Genomic DNA, 26,169 nt, shown 5'->3' on the forward strand with positions numbered 1-26,169 from the left:
CCCCTCCTATTTTTCAAAACAAAAAAACAACAAACACCCCACTTCAGCGCCTCTGTAAATCCCCCCCCCCCCATATACAAACCGCGTTTTCCCACCCGTTCCCCCAAAAACCCGCGCCCGCCCGCCCCCCCCCCCCCCACCAGGCTTGGGAGGCTTAGCGAGCCGCGGTCCAGCCCTTGTAATCCTTCAAATTGTCGGCCGTGATCAGCTTCGGGTCGAGCAGCACCGTCGGCTCGGCCGGCTTCTTGCCGGCAAGCAGGTCAGCCGCCATCGTCAGCGACTGGCCGGCCATCACATAGGGATCCTGCGAGGCAGAGGCCTTGATCATCGACGTGCCGGAACCGAGTTCCTTCTCGATATCGGGCGCACCGTCGACCGCGGTGAAGATGAACTCAGAACGGTTGAGCTGCTTGGCCGCAAGCTGGGCGCCAATCGCCGTCGGATCGTTGATGGCGAAGACCGCGTCGATCTTGTCGAAACGGGTCAGCAGCGACTGGAACACTTTCAGGCCGCCGTCACGTGAGCCTTCGGCGTTCTGGTCATCGGAAAGGATCTTGATGTCGGGGTGTTTTGCCAGCACGTCCTTGCACCCCTTGACCCGCTCCAGGATCGACGACGAGGCCGGGCCGTTGAGGATGACGTAGTCGCCCTTGCCGCCAGTATGATCGACCAGATACTGGCACGCCTCTTCGCCGGCCTTGACGTTGTTGGTCATCACGGTGACGTCGGCGCCCGGCGCCGAAACGTCGAAGGCGGCAACGACGATGCCGGCCGCCTGCGCCTTCTTCACCGCCGGCGCGATCGCCTTGGCATCGACGGCGTTGAGCATGATGACGTCGACGCCGGCGGCGATGAAGGAATCGACCTGCGACACCTGCTTGTTGAGGTCGTAGTCGGCCGATACCGAGGTCACCTGCACATTCGGGTTGATCTTCTTGGCCGCGTCCTCGATGCCCTTGATGGTGGCGACGAAGAACGGGTTGCCGAGCAGGCCGACCGAGATGCCGACCTTGTTCAGATCCTTTGCCGATGCCGGCGCGATGGCGGCGGCCGCAAGGGCGACGCCGCAGAGCAGTTTAGCGATGGTCTTCATTGTTTTATTTTCCTCCTGATGCCCCGCGCCTCTCACGGTGCGTTACACATGAAACCGGCTCGTTGGATGCCGGCGACTAAGGGCCATCACGTTCTTGCTCCTGCCTGGAGCCGGTAACGGTCGAGGGCGACCGCCACGATGATGACCAATCCCTTGATGATGTACTGCCAGATGTCCGAAACACCGGCGAGTATGAGCCCGTTGGACAGCACGGCGATGATCAGGCCGCCGATCAGCGTGCCCCAGATCGAGCCGACGCCGCCGACGAAGCTGGTGCCGCCGAGGATGACCGCGGCGATCGCGTCCAACTCGTAGGACTGGCCGAGCTGCAGCCCGTTGGCGGCATAGAGCCGGGCCGCCGACATGGCGCCGCCAAGGCCGGCCAGAAGGCCGGAAACGCCGTAGACGAAGAGCAGCACCAGCGGCACCTTGATGCCGGTCAGCCTGGCGGCCTCGGCATTGCCGCCGACAGCGTAGATCCAGGTGCCGAGCACTGTGCGCTTGAGCACCAGCCAGGACAGCACGACGACCGCCAGCGCGATGATGACCAGCCACGGAATGCCTAACAGCGAACCGTTGCCGATGAAGTCGAACGGCAGGTCCGCGTTGAACACCGTGGTGTCCTGGCCGAGCAGGCGGGCGACGCCGCGCACGGCGGTCAGCGACCCAAGCGTGACGATGAACGGCGGCAGTCTGATATAGGCGATCAGCAGCCCGTTGATGACGCCGAAACCGAGCCCGACGAGAATGGCGGCCGGCACGCCCAGCAGTCCCCAATCGGGCACCAGCGACACCATCACCGCCACCATCGCCGAGGCGGCAAGGATGGAGCCGACGGACAGGTCGATGCCGCCGGTCAGGATGACGAAAGTCATGCCGGCCGCCAGCACGATGTTGATCGACGATTGCTGCATGACGATCAGCAGATTGGTCTGGGTGAAAAAGCGCGGGTTGATGAACTGGAAGCCGACCGCCAGCAGGATCAGGATCGGCAGCATGCCGAGTGCGGCGATGGCGGTACGCCACCTCGTGCTCCTGCCGACCGCCCGGTCGTCCGCTTTCATCGTGTCGGCCACCTTGTCGGTCATCGCTGAGCCGCTCCCGTTGCAAGTTCCATGATCGCTTCCTGCCGCAGCGGCTCGCCCTTCGACGCCGTCACCTCGCCGGCAATGGTGCCGTCGCGCATCACCAGCACGCGGTCGGCGATGCCGATCACCTCCGGCAGTTCGCTGGAGATCATCAGGATGGCGATGCCTTTCTTGGCCAGGTTGTCGATCAGCCGGTAGATCTCCGACTTCGCCCCGACATCGACGCCGCGGGTCGGCTCGTCGAGGATGACGACCTGCGGCTCGGTTTCCAACAGGCGGGCGAGCAGGACCTTCTGCTGGTTGCCGCCCGACAGCGAGCCGGCATTGGCCTGCACTGAGCCGGTGCGGATGGAGAGATCCGACACCGCCTTGGCGGCGCGCTTTTCGGCAGCATTGAAGTCGCGCAGGCCGCCGGCCTTCGCGTCCCTTGCCAGCACGCCCATGCTGATGTTGTCGGAGATCGACATGTCGAGAAACAGGCCAAGTTGCTTGCGGTCCTCGGTTAGGTAGGCGATGCCGGCATCGAGCGCCTCGCTCGGCGAACCGATGGATATCGGTTTGCCGCCGAGCTCCAGCGTGCCCGATATGTGCCTGTCGGCGCCGAAGATCAGCCGTGCCAGTTCGGTGCGGCCCGAACCGACCAGGCCGGCCAGTGCCAGCACCTCGCCCTTGTGGAGGTCGAAGGAACAATTCTTGATGAGATTGCCGTCCGACATACCGCGCACCGACAGCGCGACGGCGCGCTTGCTGTCCGGCGGGCGGTGATCCTTCTTGTAGAAGGTCGACAGATCGCGCCCGACCATCATCGATACCAGCCGCGAGGCGTTCAGATCGGCACGGTCGAGCGTGCCGACAAAGCCGCTGTCGCGCAGCACGCTGACGCGATCGGCGAGCTGGTAGACCTCTTCCATGCGGTGGCTGATGTAGATGATGGCGATGCCTTGCGCCTTCAGCGTCGCGATCACCTCGAACAGCCGGTCGGTCTCGCGCGAGGTCAGTGACGTGGTCGGCTCGTCCATGACGATGATGCGCGCATTGGTCGACAGCGCGCGGGCGATTTCGACCAGCTGGCGTTCGCCGAGCGACAGGCTGGCGACCGGAGTGCGCGCCGAGAAGGCCACGCCGAGCCGCGCGATGATCTCGCTGGCGCGCCGGTTGCACTGCTCGCGATCGACGACGCCGAACCGTCGCGGTTCGTTGCCGAGAAAAATGTTCTGCGCCACCGACAGATTTGGCGCCAGCGACAGCTCCTGATAGATGACCGCAATGCCGGCCGCGCGCGCCTTGATCGGGTCGCCGGTGGCGGCCGGCACGCCGTCGATCAGGATCTCGCCGCCGGGGTCCGGCCGGTAGGCGCCGGACAGCACCTTCATCAGCGTCGACTTGCCGGCACCGTTCTCGCCCATCAGCGCGTGCAGCTCGCCGGCGTGAACGGTCAGCGACACATCGTGCAAGGCGCGGATCGCACCGAACGTCTTCGAGATATGGCGCATCTCCAGCACCGGCTGGCGCACCGTCTCGATCCGGGCGGCGGCGCTCATCGCGCACCTCCTGCAGCTGCGCTGACCACAGCCCGGTCGGCGGCAAGGCCGCGCCAATCATTGCGGTAACCGGCAAGGCCGCTGAAGCTTGCCGCATGCACCGCCTCCGGCGCCTCGGTGGCAAACTCGCGTCCGACGCTTTCGAAGGCAAGTGCGGCGGCACCGGTGGCGCTGCCCTCCAGCGTTGCGCCCTGAAGGAAGGCCTGCCCGGGCCGCAACTGCGCCAGCAACGCGGCAAGCAGCCCGCCATTGTTCAGGCCGCCGTCGACGATCACCGTATTGTCCGAATGGATCAGCTCGAGGCACAGATCGACCATCAACGCGACATAGAGCAGCGCCATCGCCGCGCGTTCCTCGCCATTGGGCGTACGCCCGACCAATTCGCCGCGTCGGTGCGGCATCGGGCCGCCGGGCGCGAAGCTCGGCAGCGCCATGATGCCGGCGTCGATCACCCGTTGTATCGATGACGGCGCGATTGCGCCCTGCCAGCCGGCGCTGATCGTCGCGAATTCGCGGCCGCCCATGAAGCGGATGGTCGGCACCGGGCCGCCATCGACATCGACATTGACCAGCATGTCGCGCTCGCCATCGAGTGCATCGAGCGGACAGTCCGGATTGAGCACGACCACCCAGGTGCCGGTCGAGACCACGGTCACCGGCCCGAGCTGCTGCCGGCGGTAGGCATGGAGCGCGGCATTGCTGTCGTGCACGCCATTATGGATGGCGACCGGCTTCGCGGCCTGACCGAAGCGCTGCTCGCCGATCACCGCGCCGGCACGCTCGAAGGCGGGCATCTGGCCGCGCCAGCCCTCGGCATCGACCAGCGAGCTGAAATCGCGCTTGCGCGGCGCCCATAAATGCGAGTGGCAGCCGAGATACGACACTTCCGATACCGGCCGGCCGCCAAGGCGCCAGCTCCAATATTGGGGGTAGCCGAGGATCGATTTCGCTGCGGCGAAGGCACCGGGCTCCACCTGCTTCAGCCACAACATGTGGCGGCCATAGTTGAAGCCAAGCGGCAGGCGCGGCGAAAAGGTCTCGGCAAAATCCGGAATGCGGCGGTCGATCTGCGCGGCGATTTCAGCTGGCGGTTCCTGCTCGTAATCGAGGATCGGATGCGTCAGCGCGGCTTCGTCGACCAACGCGAAAGTGCAGCCATGGCCGGATACCATCAGCCCTTCCACGCCGTGCGTGTCGACTGCATCATCGATGGCGCGAGCCGCCCATTCGTGCAGCGCTGGCTCGTCGAGCACGCTGAAGCCGTCTTTGCGGATCCAGCTCGGCTGGGTGCGGCGCTCGTCGAGGATCTGTCCGTCCTGGCCGAAGACGAACAGCTTCGAATTGGTCTTGCCGAAATCGAGGACGGCGATGTTCACTAGGCGCCTCCCGAGGAAGCGGCGATCCGCACCGTGACGCCGGCATCCTCAAGCATGCGCGCATCGGCGTCGGACAGGCCGTCATCGGTGACCAGCGTGCCGATCCGCGACAGCGGCAGCGCCACGTTGCGCGCGTGGATCGACAATTTGCGGCTGTCGGCTAGCACGACGATCTGGTCGGCGCAGAGGCTGAGCTCGACGATTGAGCGGACCAGCAGCGGATGCGATTCCAGAAGGCCTTCCTGGCCGATGCCTTGCGCGCCGAGAAAGAACTTCGAGGCGTAGAACGGCACCGTCTGAGTCAGCGAATGGATGATGCCCGGCTCGCGGTGCAGTTCGCCGCCGGCGACCGTCAGGCTGCAATGGCCGTGGTCGCTGAGATAGGCCGCGAGCGGCATCGAGTTGGTGTAGAGCCGGATGTTTCGGTCGGCGAGCTTGACGCCGAGATGGAAGCAGGTCGAACCGCCATGCACGATGACCGCGTCGCCGTCGCGCACCATGGTGGCGGCGAGAGCGGCGATCTGCCGCTTGGCCTCGACGGCGAGGTCGCGGTTCTCGTCATAGGGCCTTGCATAGGCGACGCCGGCTTGCGAAGCGCCATCAAGCGCCGAGATGCCGCCATAAACCTTGCGCGCTTCGCCGGCCTCGTCGATCTTGTCGATGTCGCGCCGCACCGTCGCCGCCGACACGCCAAGCCGCTCCTGCAGCTCACGCACCGATGCGAAAGGCCGGTCCCGCAAAAGCTCGACGATCTGGCGCTGGCGGCCGGAGTCGCTCAATCCTTACCTCCCAATGCGCTTGCCTCCCAAGCATTTTGCACGGCATGCCATTTTGCACGGCAATTGGTGCAACTTACTCAACGCCCCGCTGATTGCAAGCCTGATTTGACGCGATAACATCACTGTTGACGTAACTTACTCGCATCTGCGATACCAGCGTCGGTCTTCGTCCAGGCAACGGGACGTCCAAAGCCGTGGCCACGCGGCCGGTGTGTGGAGGAATTTCGATGACGATCAGTGCGGATGCGCAGGAACTGGCAGCGCTGCGGTCGCTTTCGGCCGAGATCGGCAGCGACCCGCATCTGACCCAGGCCGCCGGCGGCAACACCTCGCTGAAAGCCGGCGACACGCTCTGGATCAAGGCCTCCGGCACCTGGCTGAAGGACGCGCTCACCGCAGACATCATGGTGCCGGTCGGCATCCCGCCATTGCTCGACGCCATCGAACGGGGCGACCCGGCCGCCGAACAGCCACAGGCCTTCACCGTCGGCGCCCTCAACCCACGCGGCTTGCGCCCGTCGATCGAGACCACCGTGCATGCGCTGATGCGGCAGCGCATCGTTTTGCATGTCCACTGCGTCGAGACCATTTCGCTGGCCGTGCAGGCCGACTGCGAGGCCGAGGCCGCCAGGCGGCTCGACGGCCACCAATGGGCGTATGTTCCCTATCGCCGGCCGGGACTGCCGCTTGCCCAGGGCATCGCCGAGCGCCTGCGGCCAGGCGTGGATATCCTGATCCTCGGCAATCACGGTCTGGTCGTTGCGGCCGAGACCGTCGCCGCGGCCGACATGCTGCTGCGGCGTGTGACACGGCTGCTGGCGCGGCCGCCGCGCCAGGTGGCGGAACCGGACATCGCGGCATTGACGGCGCGCGCCGGCGGCAGCGCCTACAGACTGCCGGCCGAAGTCGAAGCGCATGCGGTGGCGATCGACCCCGAAAGCTGCCGCATGGCGTCAGGGGGCAGCCTCTACCCCGACCATGTCATCTTTCTCGGCGAGGGTTCGGTCGTGGCGAGACCGGGCGAGGATGTGAAGCGCGTCATCGAGCGCTGCGGCGCCGCACCCGTGGCGATCCTGTTTCCCGGCCTCGGCGTGCTGATGCGCAGCGACGCCGGCGCCGGTGCCGACGCCATGCAGCGCTGCCTCGCCGACGTGACGGCGCGGGTCGATGTCGCGGCGAAGCTGAATTATCTGACAGCGGCAGAGAATGACGAACTGATCAACTGGGATGCCGAAAAATATCGCCAGAAACTCAATGCCGGAGGCAGCTGACATGCCGCTTTCGTCTGGCCCACTTGCCGTCGGCATCGACATCGGCACATCCGGCGCGCGCGCCGTCGCCATGCGTCCGGATTTTTCCATTGCCGCGCATTCCGCTATTGCCCTCGAGCGATTTGGGCCGAACGGCCGCGACCCCGCCATATGGTGGGAGGCGGTCGGCGCGACGTTGGCGGAACTGCTCAAATGTATCGATCGCGCGGCAGTGCACTCGATCGCCGTCGACGGTACGTCGGGCACGCTGCTGCCGGTCGACCGCGCCGGGCGACCGCTGGCCGAACCGCTGATGTACAACGACAAGGTCGCTGACGACACTATCCTGACTGCAATAGCCGGCGCGGCACCGGCAACGAGCGCTGCACTCGGGGCGACGTCCGGTCTCGCCAAGGCGCTGTCTTTCCAGCACCTGCCCGGCGTCGCCACTGTGCTGCATCAGGCCGACTGGATCGCCGGACAGTTTTCCGGCCGCTTCGATGTCAGCGACGAGAACAACGCCCTGAAGACCGGCTACGACGTCGAGGCCCGGCGTTGGCCGGACTGGATCGCGGCGACCGGCATGCGCATGGAATTCCTGCCTGGGGTCGTGCGGCCGGGCGATGTCACGGGCACGCTTACCGCCAGCACTGCGAAAATATTCGGCCTGCCGCGCGACGTGGTTATCGTTGCCGGCACGACGGATGGCTGCGCCTCGTTCCTGGCGACAGGCGCCACGACAGTCGGCGACGGCGTTACCGCGCTCGGCTCATCGCTGACCATCAAGATCCTCTCCGACCGGCCGATCTCGGCGCCGCAATTCGGCATCTACAGCCATAGGCTGGGTGACACGTACCTGGCGGGCGGCGCCTCGAATTCCGGCGGCAAGGTGCTGGCCCAGCATTTCCCCGTTGCCCGCATTGTCGAACTCAGCAAGAAGATCGACCCGGCGACCGAGACCGGCCTCGATTATTACCCATTGCCGGAACCGGGCGAACGCTTCCCCATAGCCGATCCGGCGCTGCCGCCCCGCCTCGAGCCGCGGCCCGCCGACGACGCCGATTATCTGAAAGCGATGTTCGAGGGTATTGCGGCGATCGAAGCGCTCGGCTATCGCCGGCTTGCCGAACTCGGCGCACCCCGGCTGACATCGGTCAGGAGCGTCGGCGGCGGTGCGGCCAATCCGGCCTGGACAGCGATCCGGCAGCGCAAGCTCGGCGTCGCTCTCGTACCGGCTTTTTCGGAGGAGGCCGCTGCCGGCACGGCGCGGCTGGCGCTGATGGGCGCAAGCGCAGCGGGGCTTTTATGACGGCCAAGGCAATTCAACACCTCGACGGCATCGCCGCACTGATCGACCGCTATCAGGTGTTCCTGCTCGACCAGTTTGGTGTGCTGCACGACGGCACCAGCGCCTATCCAGGTGCTGTCGAAGCCTTGTCGGCACTCAAGCGCGCCGGCAAGACCATCGTGCTGATCTCGAATTCCGGCAAGCGGGCGCAACCCAATGAGCGCCGCCTGCTGAAGCTCGGCTTCGAACCGGGAAGCTGGGATCACTTTGTCTCCTCCGGCGAGGTGGCGTGGCGCTCCTTCCACCAAATGGCGGCCTCCGGAGCCCTGCGCCCGCAGACAAAATGCCTGCTGATCCGCCGCGACAATGACCGTTCGGCTGTCGACGGCCTGCCCTTCGTCCTGGCCAGGGACGGCGACGATGCCGAACTGGTGCTGATTTCCGCCAGCGAGGGCGATCGCTACGACCTCGACCATTATCGCCGGCTTCTTGGCCCGGCGGCGGCGCGCCGGGTGCCATGCTTCTGCACCAATCCCGACAAGATCATGCTGACTGCCGTCGGCCCTCGCTTCGGCGCCGGCCGGCTCGCCGATCTCTATGAGAGCCTCGGCGGCAGCGTGGCGCGCATTGGCAAGCCCAATCCGCAGATATTCGAGGCCGCGCTGGCACTGGCGGGCCACCCGGAGCGCGACAGCGTGGTCTGCGTCGGCGACAGCGTCGAGCACGACATCGCCGGCGGCAACGGCGTCGGCGTCGCGACGACGCTGGTCCTGTCGGGCATATTGGCGGGGGCGCCTGACCTCGAGGACGTTTTCGCCACGCTCAACGCCCGTCCCGACTACATCGCGGATAGCTTCAGGTTTCGCTGAGTTGTTAAGGCGAAACAAAGCTAATCGAGGTTGAAACGACCGATCACCGGCACATGGTCCGAGGGCCGTTCCCAGCCGCGCGCCGGCCGCAGGATTTCATAGCCGGCAAAATGCGACACCAGGTTTGGCGACGACCAGATATGGTCGAGGCGGCGGCCGCGATTTGAGGCCTGCCAATCCTGGGCGCGATAGCTCCACCAGGTGTAGAGTTTCTCCTCGTAAGGCACATTGAGCCGCATCAGGTCGATCCAGTTGCCGGCGAGCCGCATCGCCTCGAAGTTTTCCGTCTCGACCGGCGTATGGCTGACGACGTTGAGGAGCTGCTTGTGCGACCAGACATCGTGCTCGAGCGGCGCGATGTTGAGGTCGCCGACCAAGATCGAGCCGGAGTGCTCGCCATGCTCGGCGCGCACGGCGTTCATCTCGGCAACGAAATCGAGCTTGTGCTTGAACTTGCGGTTGACGGCCGGGTCGGGCTCGTCGCCGCCGGCCGGAACGTAGAAATTGTGCAGCAGGATCGTCTTGCCGCCGGCGTTCACGGTGACCGACAGATGTCGGCTGTCGTCGATGTCGCAGAAGCGGCGCTTTTCGACCACCTCGATCGGCCGCCGCGCTATGGTCGCAACGCCGTGATAGCCCTTCTGGCCATGGAAGGCGATGTGCTCGTAGCCGAGCTTGCGGAACGCCTTCTCCGGAAACAATTCGTCCGGAACCTTGGTTTCCTGCAGGCAGAGCACGTCCGGCGCCTGCGCGCCCAGCAGGCGCTCGACGATCGGCATGCGCAGCCGGACGGAGTTGATGTTCCAGGTAGCGATGGAAAACGGCATGTGGGGTTCCGGACAACGCAAGATCCGCCGGATGGCTCCGACGGAAGTCAATCGCGGAAACTACTGCCAGCCGCGCACCGCAAAAACAAGCCGCCCGCACCAACGCGGAAGGCCCCTTAGCGGTAGAAAGCTACCGCGTCTTGGTGTTCAGCTCGCGGTTCGCCGTATAGTCGATGGCGAAGGTGTCGGGGGCGAAGCTGACGCCCTCCTTGGTGTTGAAGATCATCACCGTCGTATCCTTGCCTTGCGCATCGGTGATGGTCCACTGCCGCAATTCATAGGATTTCGGATCGAACATCATGGTGATCTTCGAATTGCCGAACACCGATTTGTCGGCAAGCTGGATGGTGGTGAGGTCGTCCTCTTCCTTGACGCTTCTGACGCGTCCGCCCGAGAGATCGATCTTGTCGTCGAGCAGCAGCTTCAGCGGCGTCTTCGACAGCGGGTAGAGGTCAGAGGTCCGCAGCTTCTTGTTGAGGATGACCACCGACTTGCCGTCGGAAATCACCCTGAAATTCGAGGCGCCATCATAATTGAAGCGGATCTTGCCCGGCCGTTCCAGAAAGAACTTGCCGCCGGTCTGCTCGCCCTTGGGTCCGAACTGCACGAACTCGCCGCTCATCGATTTGACCGAGGAGAAATGATCGGCGATCTTCTGCGCCGTCGCCGGAACCGCTGCTTGCGCCGCCGCCAGCAGCTGGAAGCCGGGCACGAGATTGGCGGCCGCCGCACCGGCCAGGACCAGACCGAGGCCGAGCACCTGCCGGCGGGTTGGGGCGAAATCCCTGCTTGGGGCGAGAGTTGCGTTTTTCATGCCGGTCACCATCATCTGATTGCTTGCTCGTTATATTGGTCTGGCCCCCCAGTTGGGCTTAAGTTTGGCGGGCCGCACGGCGCCGGTCCGTTGCAACGCGCCAAAAGGTTCAAGGTTGCCGGCGCGGGCTCTAGAACTTGTCGTCCTCCGTCGGCACCAGGATTTCGCGTTTTCCGGCATGATTGGCCGGGCCGACAATGCCTTCCTTCTCCATCTTCTCGATGATCGAGGCGGCGCGGTTGTAGCCGATGCCGAGCCGGCGCTGGATGTAGCTGGTCGAGGCCTTGCCGTCGCGCAGCACCACCGCAACCGCCTGGTCGTAGGGATCGTCGGAATCCTCGAAATTGCCGCCGTCGCCGCCGCCACTGCCTTTGCCCGACGGCTCGTCGTCATCCTTGTCGTCGTCCTCGGTGATGGCGTCGAGATATTCCGGCACGCCCTGCAGCTTCAGATGTGCGACGATCTTCTCCACCTCGTCGTCGGAGACGAAGGGACCGTGCACGCGCTGGATGCGGCCGCCGCCGGCCATGTAGAGCATATCGCCCATGCCGAGCAGCTGCTCGGCGCCCTGCTCGCCCAGGATGGTGCGGCTGTCGATCTTCGACGTCACCTGGAACGAGATACGGGTCGGGAAATTCGCCTTGATAGTGCCGGTGATGACATCGACCGACGGCCGCTGCGTCGCCATGATGACATGGATGCCGGCGGCGCGCGCCATCTGCGCCAGGCGCTGCACCGCGCCTTCGATGTCCTTGCCGGCGACCATCATCAAATCGGCCATCTCGTCGATGATGACGACGATGTAGGGCATCGGCTCGAGGTCGAGATTCTCTGTCTCGTAGATCGCTTCGCCGGTCTGGCGGTCGAAGCCGGTCTGCACGGTGCGCGAGATTCTTTCGCCTTTTTTCTCGGCCTGCTGCACGCGCGCGTTGAACCCGTCGATGTTGCGGACGCCGACCTTGGACATCTTGCGGTAGCGGTCCTCCATCTCGCGCACGGTCCATTTCAGCGCCACCACCGCCTTCTTCGGATCGGTGACCACCGGTGTCAGAAGATGCGGAATGCCGTCATAGACCGAGAGCTCCAGCATCTTTGGATCGATCATGATCAGCCGGCAGTCCTGCGGCGTCAGCCGGTAGAGCAGCGACAGGATCATGGTGTTGATGGCGACGGACTTGCCCGAGCCGGTGGTGCCGGCGACCAGCACGTGCGGCATCTTGGCAATGTCGACGATGACCGCCTCGCCATTGATGGTCTTGCCGAGCGCCAGCGCCAGCTTGGACTTTGTCGTTTCGAAATCGCGGCTGGCGAGTATCTCCCTGAGATAGACGGTCTCGCGTTTGGCGTTCGGCAGCTCGATGCCGATGGCGTTGCGGCCTGGCACCACGGCGACACGGCAGGCGATCGCGCTCATCGAGCGGGCGATGTCGTCGGAAAGGCCGATGACCCGCGACGATTTGATGCCGGGCGCCGGCTCCAGTTCATAAAGCGTGACCACCGGGCCGGGACGCACATGGATGATCTCGCCCTTGACGCCGAAATCCTCCAGCACACCCTCGAGCAGGCGGGCATTCTGCTCCAGCGCGTCCTTCGACAGGCTGGCATCGCGCACGACATTCTTCGGCTCGGACAGGAAATGCAGCGACGGCATTTCAAACCTTTCCGAGCCGATCAGTGTGGTCTGCGCCTCGCGCTGGACGCGGGCGCCCGGAGCCGGGCGGGGTGCCGGCGCTGCGACGCGCGTCGCCGCATCGGAGCGGAAATTCTGAACCTGCGCTGTCGGGGCGCTGCGTCGTTGGCCCGCGGGCTCCGGTGCAAAATCCATGTCATCCTCATCGTCGAAGACGTCGGCATCGTCGGGGTCGATCGAGGCGCTGCGGTCGTTGACCATGGCGGCGAAGAATTCCGGCTCGACGCGGGCGCGCCCGCCCGGGCTCATCCGCGCCTCGGCGAACTCGGCCGATTCGACCCGTTCGGCCGCCCGCCGCCAGGCGCTGGGGCGCGGCTCCATCTCCGGCTCGAAATCGTCGCGCTCGCGCCGGCGCGCGGCGCGGCGGCGCAGATAGGCTCGCAGCGACAGCCACCAGTGGGTGATGGCGCCAAGCGCCAATATGCCTTCGTCGCCCTCGTCCTCTTCATTGTCGAAAAGCAGGTCGTCCTGCGGGTCGGGCACGGCAGGCTGTTCGAGGACGGCGAAGCCGTTCTTGCGTGAAATCAGCGCCGAGCCATACAAGAATACCCACAGCGCCGGCGCTGCCAGGAGCACGGCGAGCACGCTGGCAACGAGGCCGGTCGGATAGCCGCCGATGATCAGGCCGGGAATGTTGAGCACCATATCGCCGAAGACGCCGCCGAGGCCGGTCGGCAGCGGCCAGGTCTTGGGCGGCACCACGCAGCCGGCAATTGCTGCGCCAAGCAGCGAAAACCCGAACCAGGCCAGCGCCCGTTTCGGCAGGCGGTCGACACCGCGCGCGGTAAACAGCAGAAATCCCCAGATCACCGCCGGCACCAGCGCCGCAACGGCGGCAAGTCCGAAGAACTGCATGGCGATGTCGGAAAAGACGGCGCCGGCATAACCCATTGCATTGGTGACGATATTGTCGGTGGCGTGCGAAAAGCTCGGATCGGCGACGTTCCAGGTGGCAAGGGCGGCGACGCCGAAGCCAACCAGAGCAAAGAGCCCGGCACCGACCAGCCGCCCGACCTGGCGCCTCGCGAACGACCGGATGCCGCGCTCCGTATCGGCCAGCGCAAGCGATGCTGAAGCCCCTGAACGCATGCTCTTCCTCGTCTGTCGTTGCCCGGCCGGGCGCGGACGCGCAACACGGCAGATTCGGCTGTCAGACTAGCGGCGGGAAGGTTAAGGGCGCATTAACCATGGGCAATCTGCGTCCCAGGGAAGGGCGCAGCTGTTTCACGCCGCCGGCGGATCGAGCCACCTTGATCAAGCGATTGTGATCGAGCCATAACGACCGCCTGCACACAAAAAAGAGGCCCGGAAGGTTTCCGGGCCTCAAGGCGTGAGCCCTTTCGGGAGCATCACGACGGGATCTTCCCGGCACCGGCAAAACGCCGGTGCCAGCCAATAAACCTTACGGCACCACTTCGCCGTGCTGGCTGATGTCGAGGCCTTCGACCTCTTCCTGGGTGGAGGGACGCAGGCCGACCAGCGCCTTGACGATGTAGAGGATCACGAAGCTCGCGAATGCCGTCCACAGGATGGTGAAGACGATACCGTAGAGCTGCTTGCCGACAGAAGCACCCGAGCCGAGGCTGTTGATCGCCGGATCGGCGAGCACGCCGGTCAGCAATGCACCGATGATGCCGCCGATGCCATGCACGCCGAACGCATCGAGCGAGTCATCATAGCCGAACGCGTGCTTGAGCTTGACGGCCGAGACGTAGCACAGCACGCCGGCGACGATGCCGACGATGAAGGCGCCGGTCGGATTGACGAAGCCGGAAGCCGGCGTCACCGCGACCAGGCCGGCGACGGCGCCCGAGATGATGCCGAGAACGCTCGGCTTCTTGGCGACGATCCATTCGGCGAACATCCAGGCGAGCGCCGCAGCGGCTGCGGCAACCTGGGTGTTCAGCATCGCGGCACCGGCAAGGCCGTCGGCGGCCAGCTCCGAGCCGGCGTTGAAGCCGAACCAGCCAACCCACAGCAGCGAAGCGCCGATGACGGAGTAGACGAGGTTGTGCGGCGCCATGTTGGTGGTGCCGTAGCCTTCACGTTTGCCGAGAACCAGCGCGCAGACCAGGCCGGCAACACCGGCATTGATGTGCACAACCGTGCCGCCGGCGAAATCGAGAACGCCGGCTGTGCCGAGGAAGCCGCCGCCCCACACCCAGTGCGCGATCGGGGCGTAGACCACCAGCAGCCACGCGCCCATGAAGATGAGCAGCGCCGAGAACTTCATGCGTTCGGCGAAGGCGCCGGCAATCAGCGCCGGCGTGATGATGGCGAAGGTCATCTGGAACATCGAGAAGACGAACTCAGGGATGTTCGCCACGCCCGGCAGCCACAGCGACGAGGTGGTGATGCCGTTGTGGAAGAATTTCGAGAAGCCGCCGAGATAGGCATTCATGCCGCCGCCATCCGAGAAGGCCAGCGAGTAGCCGAACATGAACCACAGCACCGTCACCAGGCAGGTGATGGCAAAGCTCTGCATGATGGTGGCGAGCACGTTCTTCTTGCGCACCATGCCGCCGTAAAACAGCGCCAGGCCCGGGATGGTCATCATCAGCACCAGCGCCGTCGAGGTCAGCATCCAGGCGGTGTTGCCGGTGTCGAGCGCGGGCGCAGGCGCAGCCGGTGCTGCCGGTGCCGCTTCCTGCGCGAACGCAGCAACCGTGCCCAGTGCAGCGAGAGCGAGCGAGCCCAAAACGGCCGCGCGTCCCGTTATCTTCAAGGTGGAAGGAATATTCATTGAACTCTCCATTGGAATACGTATCCGCAGCTCAAAGCGCGTCGGTGTCTGTTTCGCCGGTGCGAATGCGCACCGCCTGGTCGATGCCGAAAACGAAGATCTTGCCGTCGCCGATCTGGCCGGTCTTGGCCGCCGCGGTGATGGCTTCGACGGCCTTGTCGACCATGTCGACAGCGACCGCGACTTCGATCTTGATCTTCGGCAGGAAGCTGACCGCGTATTCCGCCCCGCGATAGATTTCCGTGTGCCCCTTCTGCCGTCCGTAGCCTTTTACCTCGGTGACGGTCAGGCCCTGGATGCCGACTGCGGTGAGCGCCTCGCGCACCTCGTCGAGCTTGAACGGCTTTATGATTGCCATCACGATCTTCATAAGGTTTCACCCTTTGCTGTTGCGGGTCCCCGCGTTTGCACGACTTCGCCGATCCCCATGAGAGCCGGAGAGTGCCCGCTAGGATTCAAGCTCCGTGCCAATTGCCGAAGCAGGGTGTTAAGCTGTTGTTAAACAACGAAATCGGGAAGGTTTGTCGACTGCCTGTTCACAGGCGCGGCAGTGCATATGCTCAAAAAATAGGCAAATTTCGAAAAATGCCTACTCCGCAGGCGGCCGCTTCAGCCGGATGAGTCCTTCTTGGGCAACGGAGGCGATCAAGGTGCCGTCGCGCGCAAACAGCGAGCCGCGGGTAAAGCCGCGCGATCCTTGCGTCGACGGGCTGTCTTGCGTGTACAGCATCCAGTCGTCGAGCGGGTGGCTGCGGTGGAACCACATGGCGTGGTCGAGGCTGGCCGCCTGGATATCGCGATCGAAAATGGCGCGGCCATGGGCAAAGGTCGAGGTGTCGAGCAGCGTCATGTCGGAGAGGTAAGCGAGCACGGCCGCCTGCGTGGCGCGGTCGGCCGGCACCGGGCCGGTCGTGCGGATCCAGATGTTCTGCTTCGGCTCGAGCTTTTCCCGGCTGGTATAATGCTTCAGCATCACCGGCTTCATCTCGATCGGCCGGTCGCGCTCCCAATAGCGCTTGATGCCGTCGGGCACCGCTTCGCCGAACTTGCCCAGCAACTCGCGCTGCGACAGCAACGTGTCGGGCGCCGGCACGTCCTGCGGCATCGGCACCTGATGTTCCAGGCCGACCTCATCCTGCTGGAACGAGGCTTCCAGCGAAAAGATCGCCTGGCCGTGCTGGATCGCCACGACGCGGCGCGTGGTGAAGGAGCCGCCGTCACGGATGCGGTCGACCTCGTAGATGATCGGCACCTTGGTGTCGCCCGGCCGCATGAAATAACCGTGCAGCGAGTGCACATGGCGCTCGGGCTCGACCGTTCGCTGCGCGGCGACCAGCGCCTGGGCGATGGTCTGGCCGCCGAAGATGCGCTGCCAGTCGAGCTTGGGGCTGCGACCACGATACAGATTGTGTTCCAGCTGCTCGAGGTCGAGAATGCCGAGAAGCTCGTCCATGGCTGCCGTCATCTTGACCTCGCCGCAAAATTACCATGGCGGTTTCCGACAGGAACAGCGGGCAGTCAAGGGCGGAATGCCCGGCGACAGTCAGGCTGCGAAAGGAATTGCCATGGTGGACAGCAAGAATTCGCTCGACGTTCTGGTCGCCGGCGCCGGCTATATCGGCTTGGCCGCCGCCGTATCGCTGAAGCAGGCGCGGCCGAGCCTTGCCGTTGCCGTCGTCGATGCAGCACCCGCCGGGGTCTGGCAAAAGGACGGCCGCGCCTCGGCGATTGCCGCCGCCGCGTGCCGCATGCTCGACCAGCTCGGCGTCTGGAACGAGATCGCGCCGGAGGCACAGGCGATTACCGAAATGATCGTCACCGATTCACGCACATCCGATCCGGTCCGCCCAGTGTTCCTCACCTTCGACGGCGAGATCGCGCCCGGAGAACCCTTTGCGCATATGGTCGCCAACAAGGATTTGAACGGCGCCTTGCGCCGGCGCGCCGAACAACTCGGCATCGGCATCATCGAAGGCGTCGCCGTCAGCGCCTTCGACATCAACGGTGCCGGCATCACCGTGCATCTTGCCGATGGCGCGACGCTGAAAGCGCGCCTGCTGGTCGCCGCCGACGGCGTCAACTCGAAGCTGCGCGACATGGCCGGCATCAAGACGGTGAAATGGGAGTATGGGCAGTCCGGCATCGTCTGCACGGTGGCGCATGAGCGGCCGCACAACGGCCGCGCCGAAGAGCATTTTCTGCCAGCCGGCCCCTTTGCCACGCTGCCACTCAAGCCGGGCAAGGACGGTACCAACCGTTCGTCAATCGTCTGGGTCGAACGGTCGCAGGATGCCGAAAAGCTGGTCGCGGGCGACACCCTGGTCCTGGAATATGAGCTCGAGCACCGCTTTGGCCTCAAGCTCGGCGAAATCCATATCGCCGACAAGCCCCGCGCCTGGCCGCTCGGGCTGACCATTGCGCGCGCCTTCGTCGTGCCGCGCATCGCCTTGGCCGGCGACGCCGCCCACGGCATTCATCCGATCGCCGGCCAGGGCCTCAATCTCGGCTTCAAGGACGTGGCTGCACTTGCCGAAGTGGTGGTCGAAGCCGACCGGCTCGGCCAGGACATCGGCGCGCTGGACGTGCTCGAGCGCTACCAGCAATGGCGCCGTTTCGACACGGTGCAGATGGGCATCACCACCGATGTGCTGAACCGGCTGTTTTCCAACGATTTCGGCCCGCTGCGCACTTTGCGCGACATCGGCCTCGGCCTCGTCGAGCGCATGCCGCGGCTGAAGGGCTTTTTCATCCGCCAGGCGTCGGGTCTGTCCGGCGACACGCCGAAACTATTGAAAGGCGAGGCGATCTAAACAGGCCCTGATGCTCCCCCAACTTCGTCATCCTTGGGCGTAGCAACGCGAAGCGGAGAGAAGACCCAAGATCCATGCCGTGACCTGAGACGAAGAATGCAGCGGAGCAGAATTCTGCACCGTCGCGACGCCTTAAGGTCACGGCATGGATCCTGGGGTCTGCGCCGCGTCGCTTCGCTCCTTGCTTCGCGCCAGGATGACGAAGCGATCAGGCGTCTCGGCTTAATCGCCATGCGGTCTGCCAAATTTCCGTGTCAGGGAACTTAGTTGACCTCGAAGCCCAGCTTCTGGCGCAGTCGCAGCATGCGCTGGTCGGGAATCTGCAGGTTTTGCCCGCCGGCTTCCGCCGCACGGCTGACCATCCGCAGCAGATCGCTCCTTTCGGCCGCGTCGAGCCGTTCCCGCAGGAACGGTGCCAGCTTGTCGATGACGACCGTGGCGTCGTCGATTTGCGATGCCGCCCATTTGGCGTAGATCACCGCTTCATCGGTCTGTTTTTTGTCGGCAATCTCCGAGATCACCGATCGAATGGCAGCTTCGCGTTGCGGCAGCACAGGACCATGTTCGGAAACGATGGCGGTGATCAGCGTCGCGGCGGCCACGACCGGATCGTCGATCGCCGTCAGCGGCGAGAGCGCCGCCTGCTTGCGCAGTTTCTTGCGGCGGACGTTGCCCTGGACGCGGCCAACGACGTCGGCAACCTCACGCGCCGCGTCGTTCATGGTCTTCAGCCGGTACCACCAGAACGCCGCTGCCCCCAGCAGGCCGATTGCAGCAATCAATATATGCATGCCCCAAGATCCCCCAATCTCGGGCGACGATAGGAGAAGTATTGCTTCGCTTCAACACGCAAAAGTTGCGCCGATTGAAGAAACCGACAGCCTGCGCCAGTCGCCGGCCGCCGACATCCCTACGACCCCGGCACGTTGTAGATCGCCCGCACCTCGATCGTGCCGATTTCGGCCAGCGGAATGCCGCCGGCGATCTCCAGCGCCTCGTCGAGATCCTCGGCCTCGATCATGACAAAACCGAGCAACTGCTCCTTGGTTTCGGCGAAGGGGCCGTCGGTAACCAGCCGCTTGCCTTTGCGCCGGCGCACGGTCTTCGACGTCTTCACCGATTGCAGCGCCTGCGCTATGACCAGCCGTCCGCTTTGCGCCACCGACCTGTCATAGGCCAGTGAATCGGCGTCGAGCTTGGCTAGCCTCGCAGGCGTCATTGCGTAGAGATCTTTTTCTTCACCGTAGACCAGGCAAACGTATTTCATCTTTACCTCCATTCCTGGGTTGGACCGTAGGACGAGGCTACGGAAACATTGGCCGGGCCTTTGGCGGCGGCATAGTCGAGCCCCGCTGCATAATCCAGAAAGGACACCGCAATGCCGATGATGGCAATCGCCGCAAGCAGCCGGCCGAAGCCGGAAGGCGGCACGCGCGACCAGTCGGCTTGTTGTTCACCGGCCCTGTGGCTGGTGCTTGTCGGGTGAGCAGAAAACAGATTGTTCATGTGGTCCTCCATCCGGCCACCAATTTCATGGCCGCCCGCAGGACGGCCGGGACAGATGGAAGTCGACATTTTTTGCACGCATATTTTTTTGCGATATTTTCCCGAGCGATTTTGCCCGACCATGCTGCCGCCGATACGAAAGCGCGGGTGGCCTTCGCTCCCGCGCGCGCTATAGTCGACTGGATGCCGATCACGGGCTCAGCCACGACAATCAAGGAGGAATTGATGGACCGCACCGCCAACGCCGTTTGGAAAGGCAGTTTCAAGGAAGGCAAAGGCACACTCGAAACCCAGAGCGGGACGCTGAAGGGCACGCCCTATTCAGCCAAGATGCGTTTCGAGGATGAGAGCGGCAAATCCGGCACCAACCCGGAGGAGCTGATCGCCGCCGCCCATGCCGGCTGCTACGCCATGCAGCTTTCGCATTTTCTCGCCGAGAACGGCACTCCGGCCGCCGAGCTCGACGCCAAGGCCGTGGTAACGCTGGTTCCCGGCACCGGCATCACTGGCAGCGCGATCACGCTGGTCGGCAAGGTACCGGGCATCGATGCCGCCAAGTTCAAGGAATTGGCCGAGAAGGCCAAGGCCGAATGCCCGGTTTCAAAAGCGCTCGGCGCCATCAAAGTATCGCTCGACGCCAGGCTCGGGTGAGCAGACCACTTTGCCAGGAAAACGCCGGCCCAGAGCCGGCGTTTTGCTTTTCCAGAGGCTGGCGATCCGTCGCGCCCCCCTCTGTCCTGCCGGACATCTCCCCCACGAGGGGGGAGATTGGCAGCTTCGCCGTCCCGCAATCTTTCAACGTTTGAGATTGGCGAAGGCCGACGTGACATCCAATCTCCCCCCATGTGGGGGAGATGTCCGGCAGGACAGAGGGGGGCGCTGTCCCTCCGACATCTCGAATGATTATTGGCTTCTTTCGCCAGCGAGCACCTCGAGGCGTGCACGCAGCGCCGCAAGCTCTTCCTCCAGCGCACGCACGCGCGCTTCGAGGTCGGGCGCCGCTGCCGGTGGTTGCCATGGCGCCGAGGCCGCCAACGCCTCCACTGGCCCGCTGAGCAGATGGACATAGCGATCTTCGCGCTGGCCTGGCCCGCGATCGATCTGCTGCACCAACGGTGGCCGGCGGCCGATCAGCAGATCGAGGTTGCCGCGAAGCTCGTCGATCGACGGCAGCCGCGCCATACGCTCGCTTCGTGCCAGCAATTCATAGGCCGTCTGCGGGCCGCGCAGCAGCAACAGGCCGAGCAGCGCGATCTGCGCCGAGGTCAGGGAAAAGCGCTGCGCCACGACATGCTCGTAGCGCTCGACGCGCGACGCGAACACCTGCCTGACGAGGCCCTTCTGCTCGAGCTGGCCAAGCGCCCTTCTGACCTCGCCAAGTTCGACCGACATCACCGGCTCGCGCGCCGTTTTCTGGTTGGCCGCCGCAAGTGCCGCATTGAGCGTCAGCGGATAGACATCCGGCGTCAGCTCCTTCTTCTCGATCAGGCAGCCGAGCACGCGCGCTTCGATGGGAGAGAGGATGGGAAGGTCATCGCTCATTGGGCTACAATCCTTTCTGAGGCTGGCGGGACAGCGCCCCCCTCTGTCCTGCCGGACATCTTCCCCACAAGGAGGGAGATCGGCAGCTTCGCCGACACCGCGTCATCCTTCAACCTTGGAGATTGGCGAAAGCCGTGATGGCAGCCAATCTCCCCACCCGTGGGGGAGATGTCCGGCAGGACAGAGGGGGGCGCGAAGGATCGCTGCGGATGAGACAATCCCGCCCGCAACCCTAAACCCGTCGCTCCACCATCATCTTCTTGATCTCGGCGATCGCCTTGGCCGGGTTGAGCCCCTTGGGGCAGGTCTGGGCGCAGTTCATGATGGTGTGGCAGCGGTAGAGCCGGAACGGGTCTTCGAGGTTGTCGAGCCGCTCGCCCGTCGCCTCGTCCCTGGAATCGATCAGCCAGCGATAGGCCTGCAGCAGCGTCGCCGGGCCGAGATAGCGCTCGCCGTTCCACCAGTAGCTCGGGCAGGAGGTCGAGCAGCAGGCGCACAATATGCACTCGTAGAGCCCGTCGAGCTTTTCGCGGTCCTCGTGGCTCTGCAGCCACTCCTTGGCCGGCTCGGGCGATACCGTCTTCAGCCACGGCTCGATCGAGGCGTGCTGGGCGTAGAAATTGGTGAGGTCGGGCACCAGGTCCTTGACCACGGCCATGTGCGGCAGCGGATAGACCTTGATCGCGCCGGAAATGTCGTCACAGCCCTTGGTGCAGGCCAGCGTATTCGACCCGTCGATGTTCATGGCACAGGAGCCGCAAATGCCTTCGCGGCAGGAGCGGCGCAGCGTCAGGGTCGGGTCGATCTTGTTCTTGATCCAGAGCAGCGCGTCGAGCACCATCGGCCCGCAATCGTCCATGTCGACGAAATACGTGTCCATGCGCGGGTTCTCGTCATCGTCCGGCGACCAGCGGTAGATACGGTATTCGCGCAGATTGGTCGCGCCCTCCGGCTTCGGCCAGGTTTTTCCGGCCATGATCTTCGAGTTTTTCGGGAGCGTGAGTTCGACCATTACCTCAGGTCCTTTCGGATGACGAGCTTCAGCCCGGACCAGATCTCGTTTATGGCGGCGACCTTGACGTCGACGAGGTCGAGCTTCAGCGCCTCGGCGCGGATAACGTCCTCGGTGACGTCGGTCGGCACTTTCGATGCCTTCTTTGGCCATGACACCCAGACCATGCCGTCCCGCTTGATCGCCGCTTCGACGTCGCCAAGACGGTCCTCGATCTCGACACGCTGCCGGGCGAAAGCATGCACCGCATCATATTTCTGATGAACGCCCGAAATCGCCGACCAGTTGGCCAGCCGGTCGAGCCCGGCAAAATCCACGGCTTCGGCAAGGTCGTCCAGTTCGGGCGGCAAGGCGACGAAGGCGGCAATCATCCCGTCCTTCAGGCCGAGCTTGGCTGGAAGGGGTGTGCCGGAATATCCAGCTGCCGCCACCGCCATGATCAATACACCCTGGCCTTTGGCGCGATCTTGGCCGGGTTGATGCCGCCGTCTGCCTCCTTGAGCAGCGTCTCGGTGTGCACCGGCCGATAGGTGAGCGCCACCTCGCCGGCCTCGTTGAGCCGGGCCAGCGTGTGCTTGCGCCAATTGGCGTCGTCGCGGGCCGAAAAGTCCTCCCGCGCGTGCGCGCCGCGGCTTTCCTTGCGCGCCTCGGCGCCGTAGACGGTGGTGATGGCGTTGGCCATCAGGTTTTCCAGCTCCAGCGTCTCGACCAGATCGGAGTTCCAGATCATCGAGCGATCGAACACTTTCACGTCCTTGAGCTCGCCCCACAGCTGCGAAATGCGCCTGCAGCCGCTTTGCAGCGATTCCTGGGTGCGGAACACCGCTGCGTCCTCCTGCATCGCCTTCTGCATCTTTTCGCGCAAAACCGCTGTCGGCGTCGAGCCGTTGGCGTGACGCAGCCGGTCGAAGCGATCCATGATCTTTTCGACCGAAGCCTCGTTGGGCGATGGGATCGCCGAGGTGCGGTCGATCACCTGGCCGGCCCGGATCGCCGCCGCGCGGCCGAACACCACCAGGTCAATCAGCGAGTTGGAGCCCAGCCGGTTGGCGCCGTGCACCGAGGCGCAGCCGGCCTCGCCGACCGCCATCAGCCCGGGTGACACCTGGTCCGGATTCGACGCCGTCGGGTTCAGCACCTCGCCCCAGTAGTTGGTCGGCACGCCGCCCATATTGTAGTGGACCGTCGGCAGCACCGGTATCGGTTCCTTGGTCAGGTCGACGCCGGCAAAGATCTTTGCCGATTCCGAGATACCGGGAAGCCTCTCGTGCAGAACGGCCGGGTCGAGATGGTCGAGATGCAGGAAGATGTGATCCTTCTTCGGGCCGACGCCGCGGCCCTCGCGGATCTCCAGCGTCATACAGCGCGAGACCACGTCTCGGGAAGCCAGGTCCTTGGCTGACGGCGCGTAACGCTCCATGAAGCGCTCGCCCTCGGAATTGACGAGATAGCCGCCCTCGCCGCGCGCGCCCTCGGTGATCAGGCAGCCGGCGCCGTAGATGCCGGTCGGGTGGAACTGCACGAACTCCATGTCCTGCAGCGGCAGGCCTGCGCGTGCGGCCATGCCGCCGCCATCGCCGGTGCAGGTATGCGCCGAAGTGGCCGAGAAATAGGCGCGGCCATAGCCGCCTGTCGCCAGCACCACCATCTTGGCCGAAAAACGATGGATGGTGCCGTCGTCGAGGTTCCAGGCGACGACGCCGGTGCAGGTTCCGTCCGGCTCCATGATCAGGTCGAGCGCGAAATACTCGATGAAGAACTGCGCATTGTGCTTCAGCGACTGGCCGTAGAGCGTGTGCAGCATGGCGTGGCCGGTGCGGTCGGCGGCCGCACAGGTGCGCTGCACTGGCGGCCCCTCGCCGAAATTCATCATCATGCCGCCGAACGGCCGCTGGTAGATTTTCCCGTCCTCGGTGCGGCTGAAGGGAACGCCGTAATGCTCGAGCTCGTAGACCGCCGCCGGCGCCTCGCGCACCATGTATTCCTGCGCGTCGGTGTCGCCCAGCCAATCCGAGCCCTTGACCGTGTCGAAGAGATGCCACTGCCAGTTGTCTGGCCCCATATTGGCGAGCGAGGCGGCAATGCCGCCCTGCGCCGCCACCGTATGCGAGCGCGTCGGGAACACCTTGGTGATGCAGGCGGTGCGCAGGCCCTGTTCGGCCATGCCGAGCGTGGCGCGCAGGCCGGCGCCGCCGGCGCCGACGACCACGACGTCGAATTTGTGGTCGACATAGCTATAGGCGGAAGCCGTGTTGGCGTTCTTAGCGTCCTTGGCCAAAACTCAGCCTCCAAATGCCAGTTTAAGCAGGGCGAAGACCGAGGCGACGCCGACGACTACGGGAAAGAATGTGTTGAGGGCGAGCAGCGCCAGCCTGGCGCCTTCGCCGTGCACATAGTCTTCGATGATTGCCTGCATGCCGAGCCGCATGTGGTAGAGCACCGACAACAACACCAGCGCCAGCACCAGTGCCACGAACGGATTGGCAAGTGCGGCGCGCACCTCGAGATAGCTGGCGCCGTTGAGTGCGATCAGGAAGCCGACGAAGAACAGGACCAGCGGGATATTGGAGATGGCCGTCAGCCGCTGGCGCCAGAAATGGCCGGTACCCTCGCGGGCGGAACCGAGGCCGCGGACCTTGGCCAGCGGCGTGCGCATGTCGGTGTTCTTGCCGTTCATGTCAGGCTCCCCGCGCCATGTAGCCGGCAATCCAGATCAGCAGCGTCAGCGTGACCGAGCCGGCCAGCGTCGCCCAGGCGATCCTCGAGGCCGTATGCTTTTCCAGCCCTGCCCCAGTGTCCCAGATAAGATGGCGCACACCGCCCAGCATGTGGTGCATCAGCGCCCAGCTGTAGCCGAACAGCACCAGCCGTCCCAGCCACGAGCCGAAGGCCCAGTTGACAGCATTGAAGGTCGCCTCCGAGCTCGCCGCCGCCATCAGCCACAGGGCGACCAGCAGCGTGCCGAAATAGAGCGCCCCGCCGGTGATGCGGTGGACGATCGACATCGTCATGGTGATCGGCGGCCGATAGACGGTCAAATGCGGCGAAAGCGGCCGTTCGCGTCTGGCAAATTCGCGGGTGGCTGGTGATTTGCTCATGGCTCCCCCAGTTCGGCGTCTCTGGAGCCTCAGGTGGAAATGCGGCATTGCCGCTTCCGGTTGCGACTTCGGACAGCCGGTTTCTAATGCTCTTTTTGCACCGCGTCAAAGCCGGAAAACCGTTTCGAAAACGTAATTTAGTCTGACGAAAGCGAGGCTTTCAGCTTCAATCGATTAGGGCTGTTGCCTTGAGCCGGCACAATGTCGCTGCACTGCAAAAATATGGCTGGCGCAAGGGGCGGATCAGCGCTTGCAGGCCAGCGGTGATGCACCGCCCTTCATCACCAGCGCATCACGCCCATCGATCACGATTGCGTCATGCGCCTCGCCGTAGCGGCTTGTCTGATTGGCCGGTGAGGCCGGCAGCTCGGCGCTGGTGCCGTCGGGGCCGAGGACGCGCACCGACGTGCCGAGGTTCTCGATGGTCATCACGCTACCGTCGGCGCATTTGTAGGTTGCAGTGCGCGGCTGCCGTGCCGTCGGTTCGCTAGCGGCGGGAGCAAGCGACACGGAAGCGGCGGGCGTATTGCCGAGCTTGGGCGCGCTGGTCTGCGGCGCGCAGGCGGCGGCGGTTAGCAGCGGCGGAATGGCCAGCGCCATCCGAAACGTGCGGCGTAATCTCATGCTGCTTTTCTCCCGCGCATCGAACCCGCCGCGATGCTCCGGCAAGCCCCCGGATTTTCATGCTTTTTGAGTCGCGCTCGATGCCGGCGATGGTGGGAACACGGCATGGCCGAATGATGGCCGGTGGGTGCTCGAAATTAACCATGTTTTCCGAGACCTCGCCCCGGCTGCCGTTGCCCTCTTAACAAAGGTTAATAAAAGGTTAATTTCTGATTCGAG

Annotated in this window: 26 protein-coding genes; 5 read left to right on the forward strand and 21 right to left on the reverse strand. The window is 64.5% G+C overall.

The features are described from left to right. Positions 1-154: 154 nt before the first annotated feature. The 5 genes from NKG60_RS25450 to NKG60_RS25470 form a co-directional block, all read right to left on the reverse strand. Positions 155-1,093, reverse strand: a complete 939-nt coding sequence (locus tag NKG60_RS25450) for an ABC transporter substrate-binding protein (RefSeq protein WP_352668109.1) — start codon at positions 1,091-1,093, stop codon at positions 155-157. A gap of 86 nt (positions 1,094-1,179) precedes the next feature. Further along, the gene (locus NKG60_RS25455; protein ID WP_502903445.1) at positions 1,180-2,157 is read right to left on the reverse strand and encodes an ABC transporter permease subunit; all 978 of its coding nucleotides are present in this window, start codon (positions 2,155-2,157) and stop codon (positions 1,180-1,182) included. Between the two features lie 20 nt (positions 2,158-2,177). Next, positions 2,178-3,722: a sugar ABC transporter ATP-binding protein gene (locus NKG60_RS25460; protein WP_352867922.1), complete on the reverse strand. Its 1,545-nt coding sequence runs from the start codon at positions 3,720-3,722 to the stop codon at positions 2,178-2,180. Next, positions 3,719-5,098, reverse strand: a complete 1,380-nt coding sequence (locus NKG60_RS25465) for an FGGY-family carbohydrate kinase (RefSeq protein ID WP_352668104.1) — start codon at positions 5,096-5,098, stop codon at positions 3,719-3,721. The genes NKG60_RS25460 and NKG60_RS25465 overlap by 4 nt, the downstream gene beginning before the upstream one ends. Continuing rightward, a complete protein-coding gene (locus tag NKG60_RS25470) occupies positions 5,098-5,877 on the reverse strand; it encodes a DeoR/GlpR family DNA-binding transcription regulator (RefSeq protein ID WP_352668102.1) in 780 nt (259 codons plus the stop codon). The genes NKG60_RS25465 and NKG60_RS25470 overlap by 1 nt, the downstream gene beginning before the upstream one ends. A 227-nt stretch (positions 5,878-6,104) precedes the next feature. Here NKG60_RS25470 and NKG60_RS25475 point away from each other — a divergent pair, with 227 nt between their 5' ends. The 3 genes from NKG60_RS25475 to NKG60_RS25485 are packed head-to-tail and all read left to right on the forward strand — an operon-like array spanning position 6,105 to position 9,284. Beyond that, positions 6,105-7,148, forward strand: coding sequence for a class II aldolase/adducin family protein (locus NKG60_RS25475; RefSeq protein WP_352867918.1), 1,044 nt, complete (start codon positions 6,105-6,107; stop codon positions 7,146-7,148). A gap of 1 nt (position 7,149) precedes the next feature. Then, positions 7,150-8,436 (forward strand): FGGY-family carbohydrate kinase, encoded by a 1,287-nt coding sequence (locus NKG60_RS25480; protein ID WP_352867915.1) that lies wholly within the window; start codon positions 7,150-7,152, stop codon positions 8,434-8,436. Further along, entirely contained in the window at positions 8,433-9,284 is an 852-nt protein-coding gene (locus tag NKG60_RS25485) for a TIGR01459 family HAD-type hydrolase (RefSeq protein ID WP_352867912.1), read from the forward strand. Before NKG60_RS25480 ends, NKG60_RS25485 begins: the two co-directional genes overlap by 4 nt. A gap of 20 nt (positions 9,285-9,304) precedes the next feature. On the opposite strand, the gene NKG60_RS25490 is transcribed toward NKG60_RS25485, so the two are convergent. The 6 genes from NKG60_RS25490 to tesB all read right to left on the reverse strand — a co-directional run bounded on the left by NKG60_RS25490 (position 9,305) and on the right by tesB (position 16,823). After that, a complete protein-coding gene (locus tag NKG60_RS25490; protein WP_352975885.1) occupies positions 9,305-10,111 on the reverse strand; it encodes an exodeoxyribonuclease III in 807 nt (268 codons plus the stop codon). A 130-nt stretch (positions 10,112-10,241) separates the two neighbouring features. Continuing rightward, positions 10,242-10,925: an outer membrane lipoprotein carrier protein LolA gene (locus NKG60_RS25495; RefSeq protein ID WP_352668094.1), complete on the reverse strand. Its 684-nt coding sequence runs from the start codon at positions 10,923-10,925 to the stop codon at positions 10,242-10,244. A gap of 130 nt (positions 10,926-11,055) precedes the next feature. After that, positions 11,056-13,704 (reverse strand): FtsK/SpoIIIE family DNA translocase, encoded by a 2,649-nt coding sequence (locus NKG60_RS25500; protein WP_352668093.1) that lies wholly within the window; start codon positions 13,702-13,704, stop codon positions 11,056-11,058. Between the two features lie 313 nt (positions 13,705-14,017). Then, positions 14,018-15,340: an ammonium transporter gene (locus NKG60_RS25505; protein ID WP_352668118.1), complete on the reverse strand. Its 1,323-nt coding sequence runs from the start codon at positions 15,338-15,340 to the stop codon at positions 14,018-14,020. 49 nt (positions 15,341-15,389) lie between these two features. Then, entirely contained in the window at positions 15,390-15,728 is a 339-nt protein-coding gene (locus NKG60_RS25510; RefSeq protein WP_023679755.1) for a P-II family nitrogen regulator, read from the reverse strand. 219 nt (positions 15,729-15,947) lie between these two features. Continuing rightward, a complete protein-coding gene (gene tesB / locus NKG60_RS25515; RefSeq protein WP_031212697.1) occupies positions 15,948-16,823 on the reverse strand; it encodes an acyl-CoA thioesterase II in 876 nt (291 codons plus the stop codon). 100 nt (positions 16,824-16,923) lie between these two features. On the opposite strand from tesB, the gene NKG60_RS25520 reads away from it, so the two are divergent. Then, complete coding sequence (locus NKG60_RS25520) at positions 16,924-18,168, forward strand: ubiquinone biosynthesis hydroxylase (protein WP_352668116.1); 1,245 nt, start codon at positions 16,924-16,926, stop codon at positions 18,166-18,168. Between the two features lie 263 nt (positions 18,169-18,431). Here NKG60_RS25520 and NKG60_RS25525 read toward each other — a convergent pair whose 3' ends face one another. From NKG60_RS25525 to NKG60_RS25535, 3 genes are all read right to left on the reverse strand, one after another. Beyond that, positions 18,432-18,959 carry a hypothetical protein gene (locus NKG60_RS25525; RefSeq protein WP_352540843.1) on the reverse strand — a complete coding sequence of 176 codons (528 nt, stop codon included), beginning with the start codon at positions 18,957-18,959 and terminating at the stop codon, positions 18,432-18,434. 119 nt (positions 18,960-19,078) lie between these two features. Beyond that, positions 19,079-19,435, reverse strand: a complete 357-nt coding sequence (locus tag NKG60_RS25530; protein ID WP_352668092.1) for a YciI family protein — start codon at positions 19,433-19,435, stop codon at positions 19,079-19,081. A 2-nt stretch (positions 19,436-19,437) separates the two neighbouring features. Then, the gene (locus NKG60_RS25535; protein WP_352668090.1) at positions 19,438-19,674 is read right to left on the reverse strand and encodes a hypothetical protein; all 237 of its coding nucleotides are present in this window, start codon (positions 19,672-19,674) and stop codon (positions 19,438-19,440) included. A gap of 225 nt (positions 19,675-19,899) precedes the next feature. Here NKG60_RS25535 and NKG60_RS25540 point away from each other — a divergent pair, with 225 nt between their 5' ends. After that, positions 19,900-20,325 (forward strand): OsmC family protein, encoded by a 426-nt coding sequence (locus NKG60_RS25540; protein WP_352643715.1) that lies wholly within the window; start codon positions 19,900-19,902, stop codon positions 20,323-20,325. Positions 20,326-20,577: 252 nt separating this feature from the next. Here the strand turns inward: NKG60_RS25540 and NKG60_RS25545 are convergent, their stop codons facing one another. The 7 genes from NKG60_RS25545 to NKG60_RS25575 form a co-directional block, all read right to left on the reverse strand. Continuing rightward, on the reverse strand, positions 20,578-21,216 hold the full coding sequence (locus NKG60_RS25545) for a YceH family protein (RefSeq protein ID WP_352975888.1): 639 nt from the start codon (positions 21,214-21,216) through the stop codon (positions 20,578-20,580). A 232-nt stretch (positions 21,217-21,448) separates the two neighbouring features. Then, positions 21,449-22,228 carry a succinate dehydrogenase iron-sulfur subunit gene (locus NKG60_RS25550; RefSeq protein ID WP_292663232.1) on the reverse strand — a complete coding sequence of 260 codons (780 nt, stop codon included), beginning with the start codon at positions 22,226-22,228 and terminating at the stop codon, positions 21,449-21,451. Beyond that, positions 22,228-22,665 carry a DUF3052 domain-containing protein gene (locus tag NKG60_RS25555; protein ID WP_352668085.1) on the reverse strand — a complete coding sequence of 146 codons (438 nt, stop codon included), beginning with the start codon at positions 22,663-22,665 and terminating at the stop codon, positions 22,228-22,230. The genes NKG60_RS25550 and NKG60_RS25555 overlap by 1 nt, the downstream gene beginning before the upstream one ends. 2 nt (positions 22,666-22,667) lie before the next feature. Further along, positions 22,668-24,506 carry a succinate dehydrogenase flavoprotein subunit gene (gene sdhA / locus NKG60_RS25560; RefSeq protein ID WP_352668083.1) on the reverse strand — a complete coding sequence of 613 codons (1,839 nt, stop codon included), beginning with the start codon at positions 24,504-24,506 and terminating at the stop codon, positions 22,668-22,670. 3 nt (positions 24,507-24,509) lie between these two features. Further along, a complete protein-coding gene (gene sdhD / locus NKG60_RS25565) occupies positions 24,510-24,905 on the reverse strand; it encodes a succinate dehydrogenase, hydrophobic membrane anchor protein (protein WP_352468070.1) in 396 nt (131 codons plus the stop codon). Between the two features lies 1 nt (position 24,906). Further along, positions 24,907-25,326, reverse strand: coding sequence for a succinate dehydrogenase, cytochrome b556 subunit (gene sdhC / locus NKG60_RS25570; protein WP_292663224.1), 420 nt, complete (start codon positions 25,324-25,326; stop codon positions 24,907-24,909). 243 nt (positions 25,327-25,569) lie between these two features. After that, positions 25,570-25,950 carry an RAD23 family protein gene (locus NKG60_RS25575; RefSeq protein WP_352867888.1) on the reverse strand — a complete coding sequence of 127 codons (381 nt, stop codon included), beginning with the start codon at positions 25,948-25,950 and terminating at the stop codon, positions 25,570-25,572. Positions 25,951-26,169 lie beyond the last annotated feature (219 nt).

This window comes from Mesorhizobium sp. M1428 (assembly GCF_040317515.1).
In the GTDB taxonomy this organism is placed as follows: Bacteria; Pseudomonadota; Alphaproteobacteria; order Rhizobiales; family Rhizobiaceae; genus Mesorhizobium.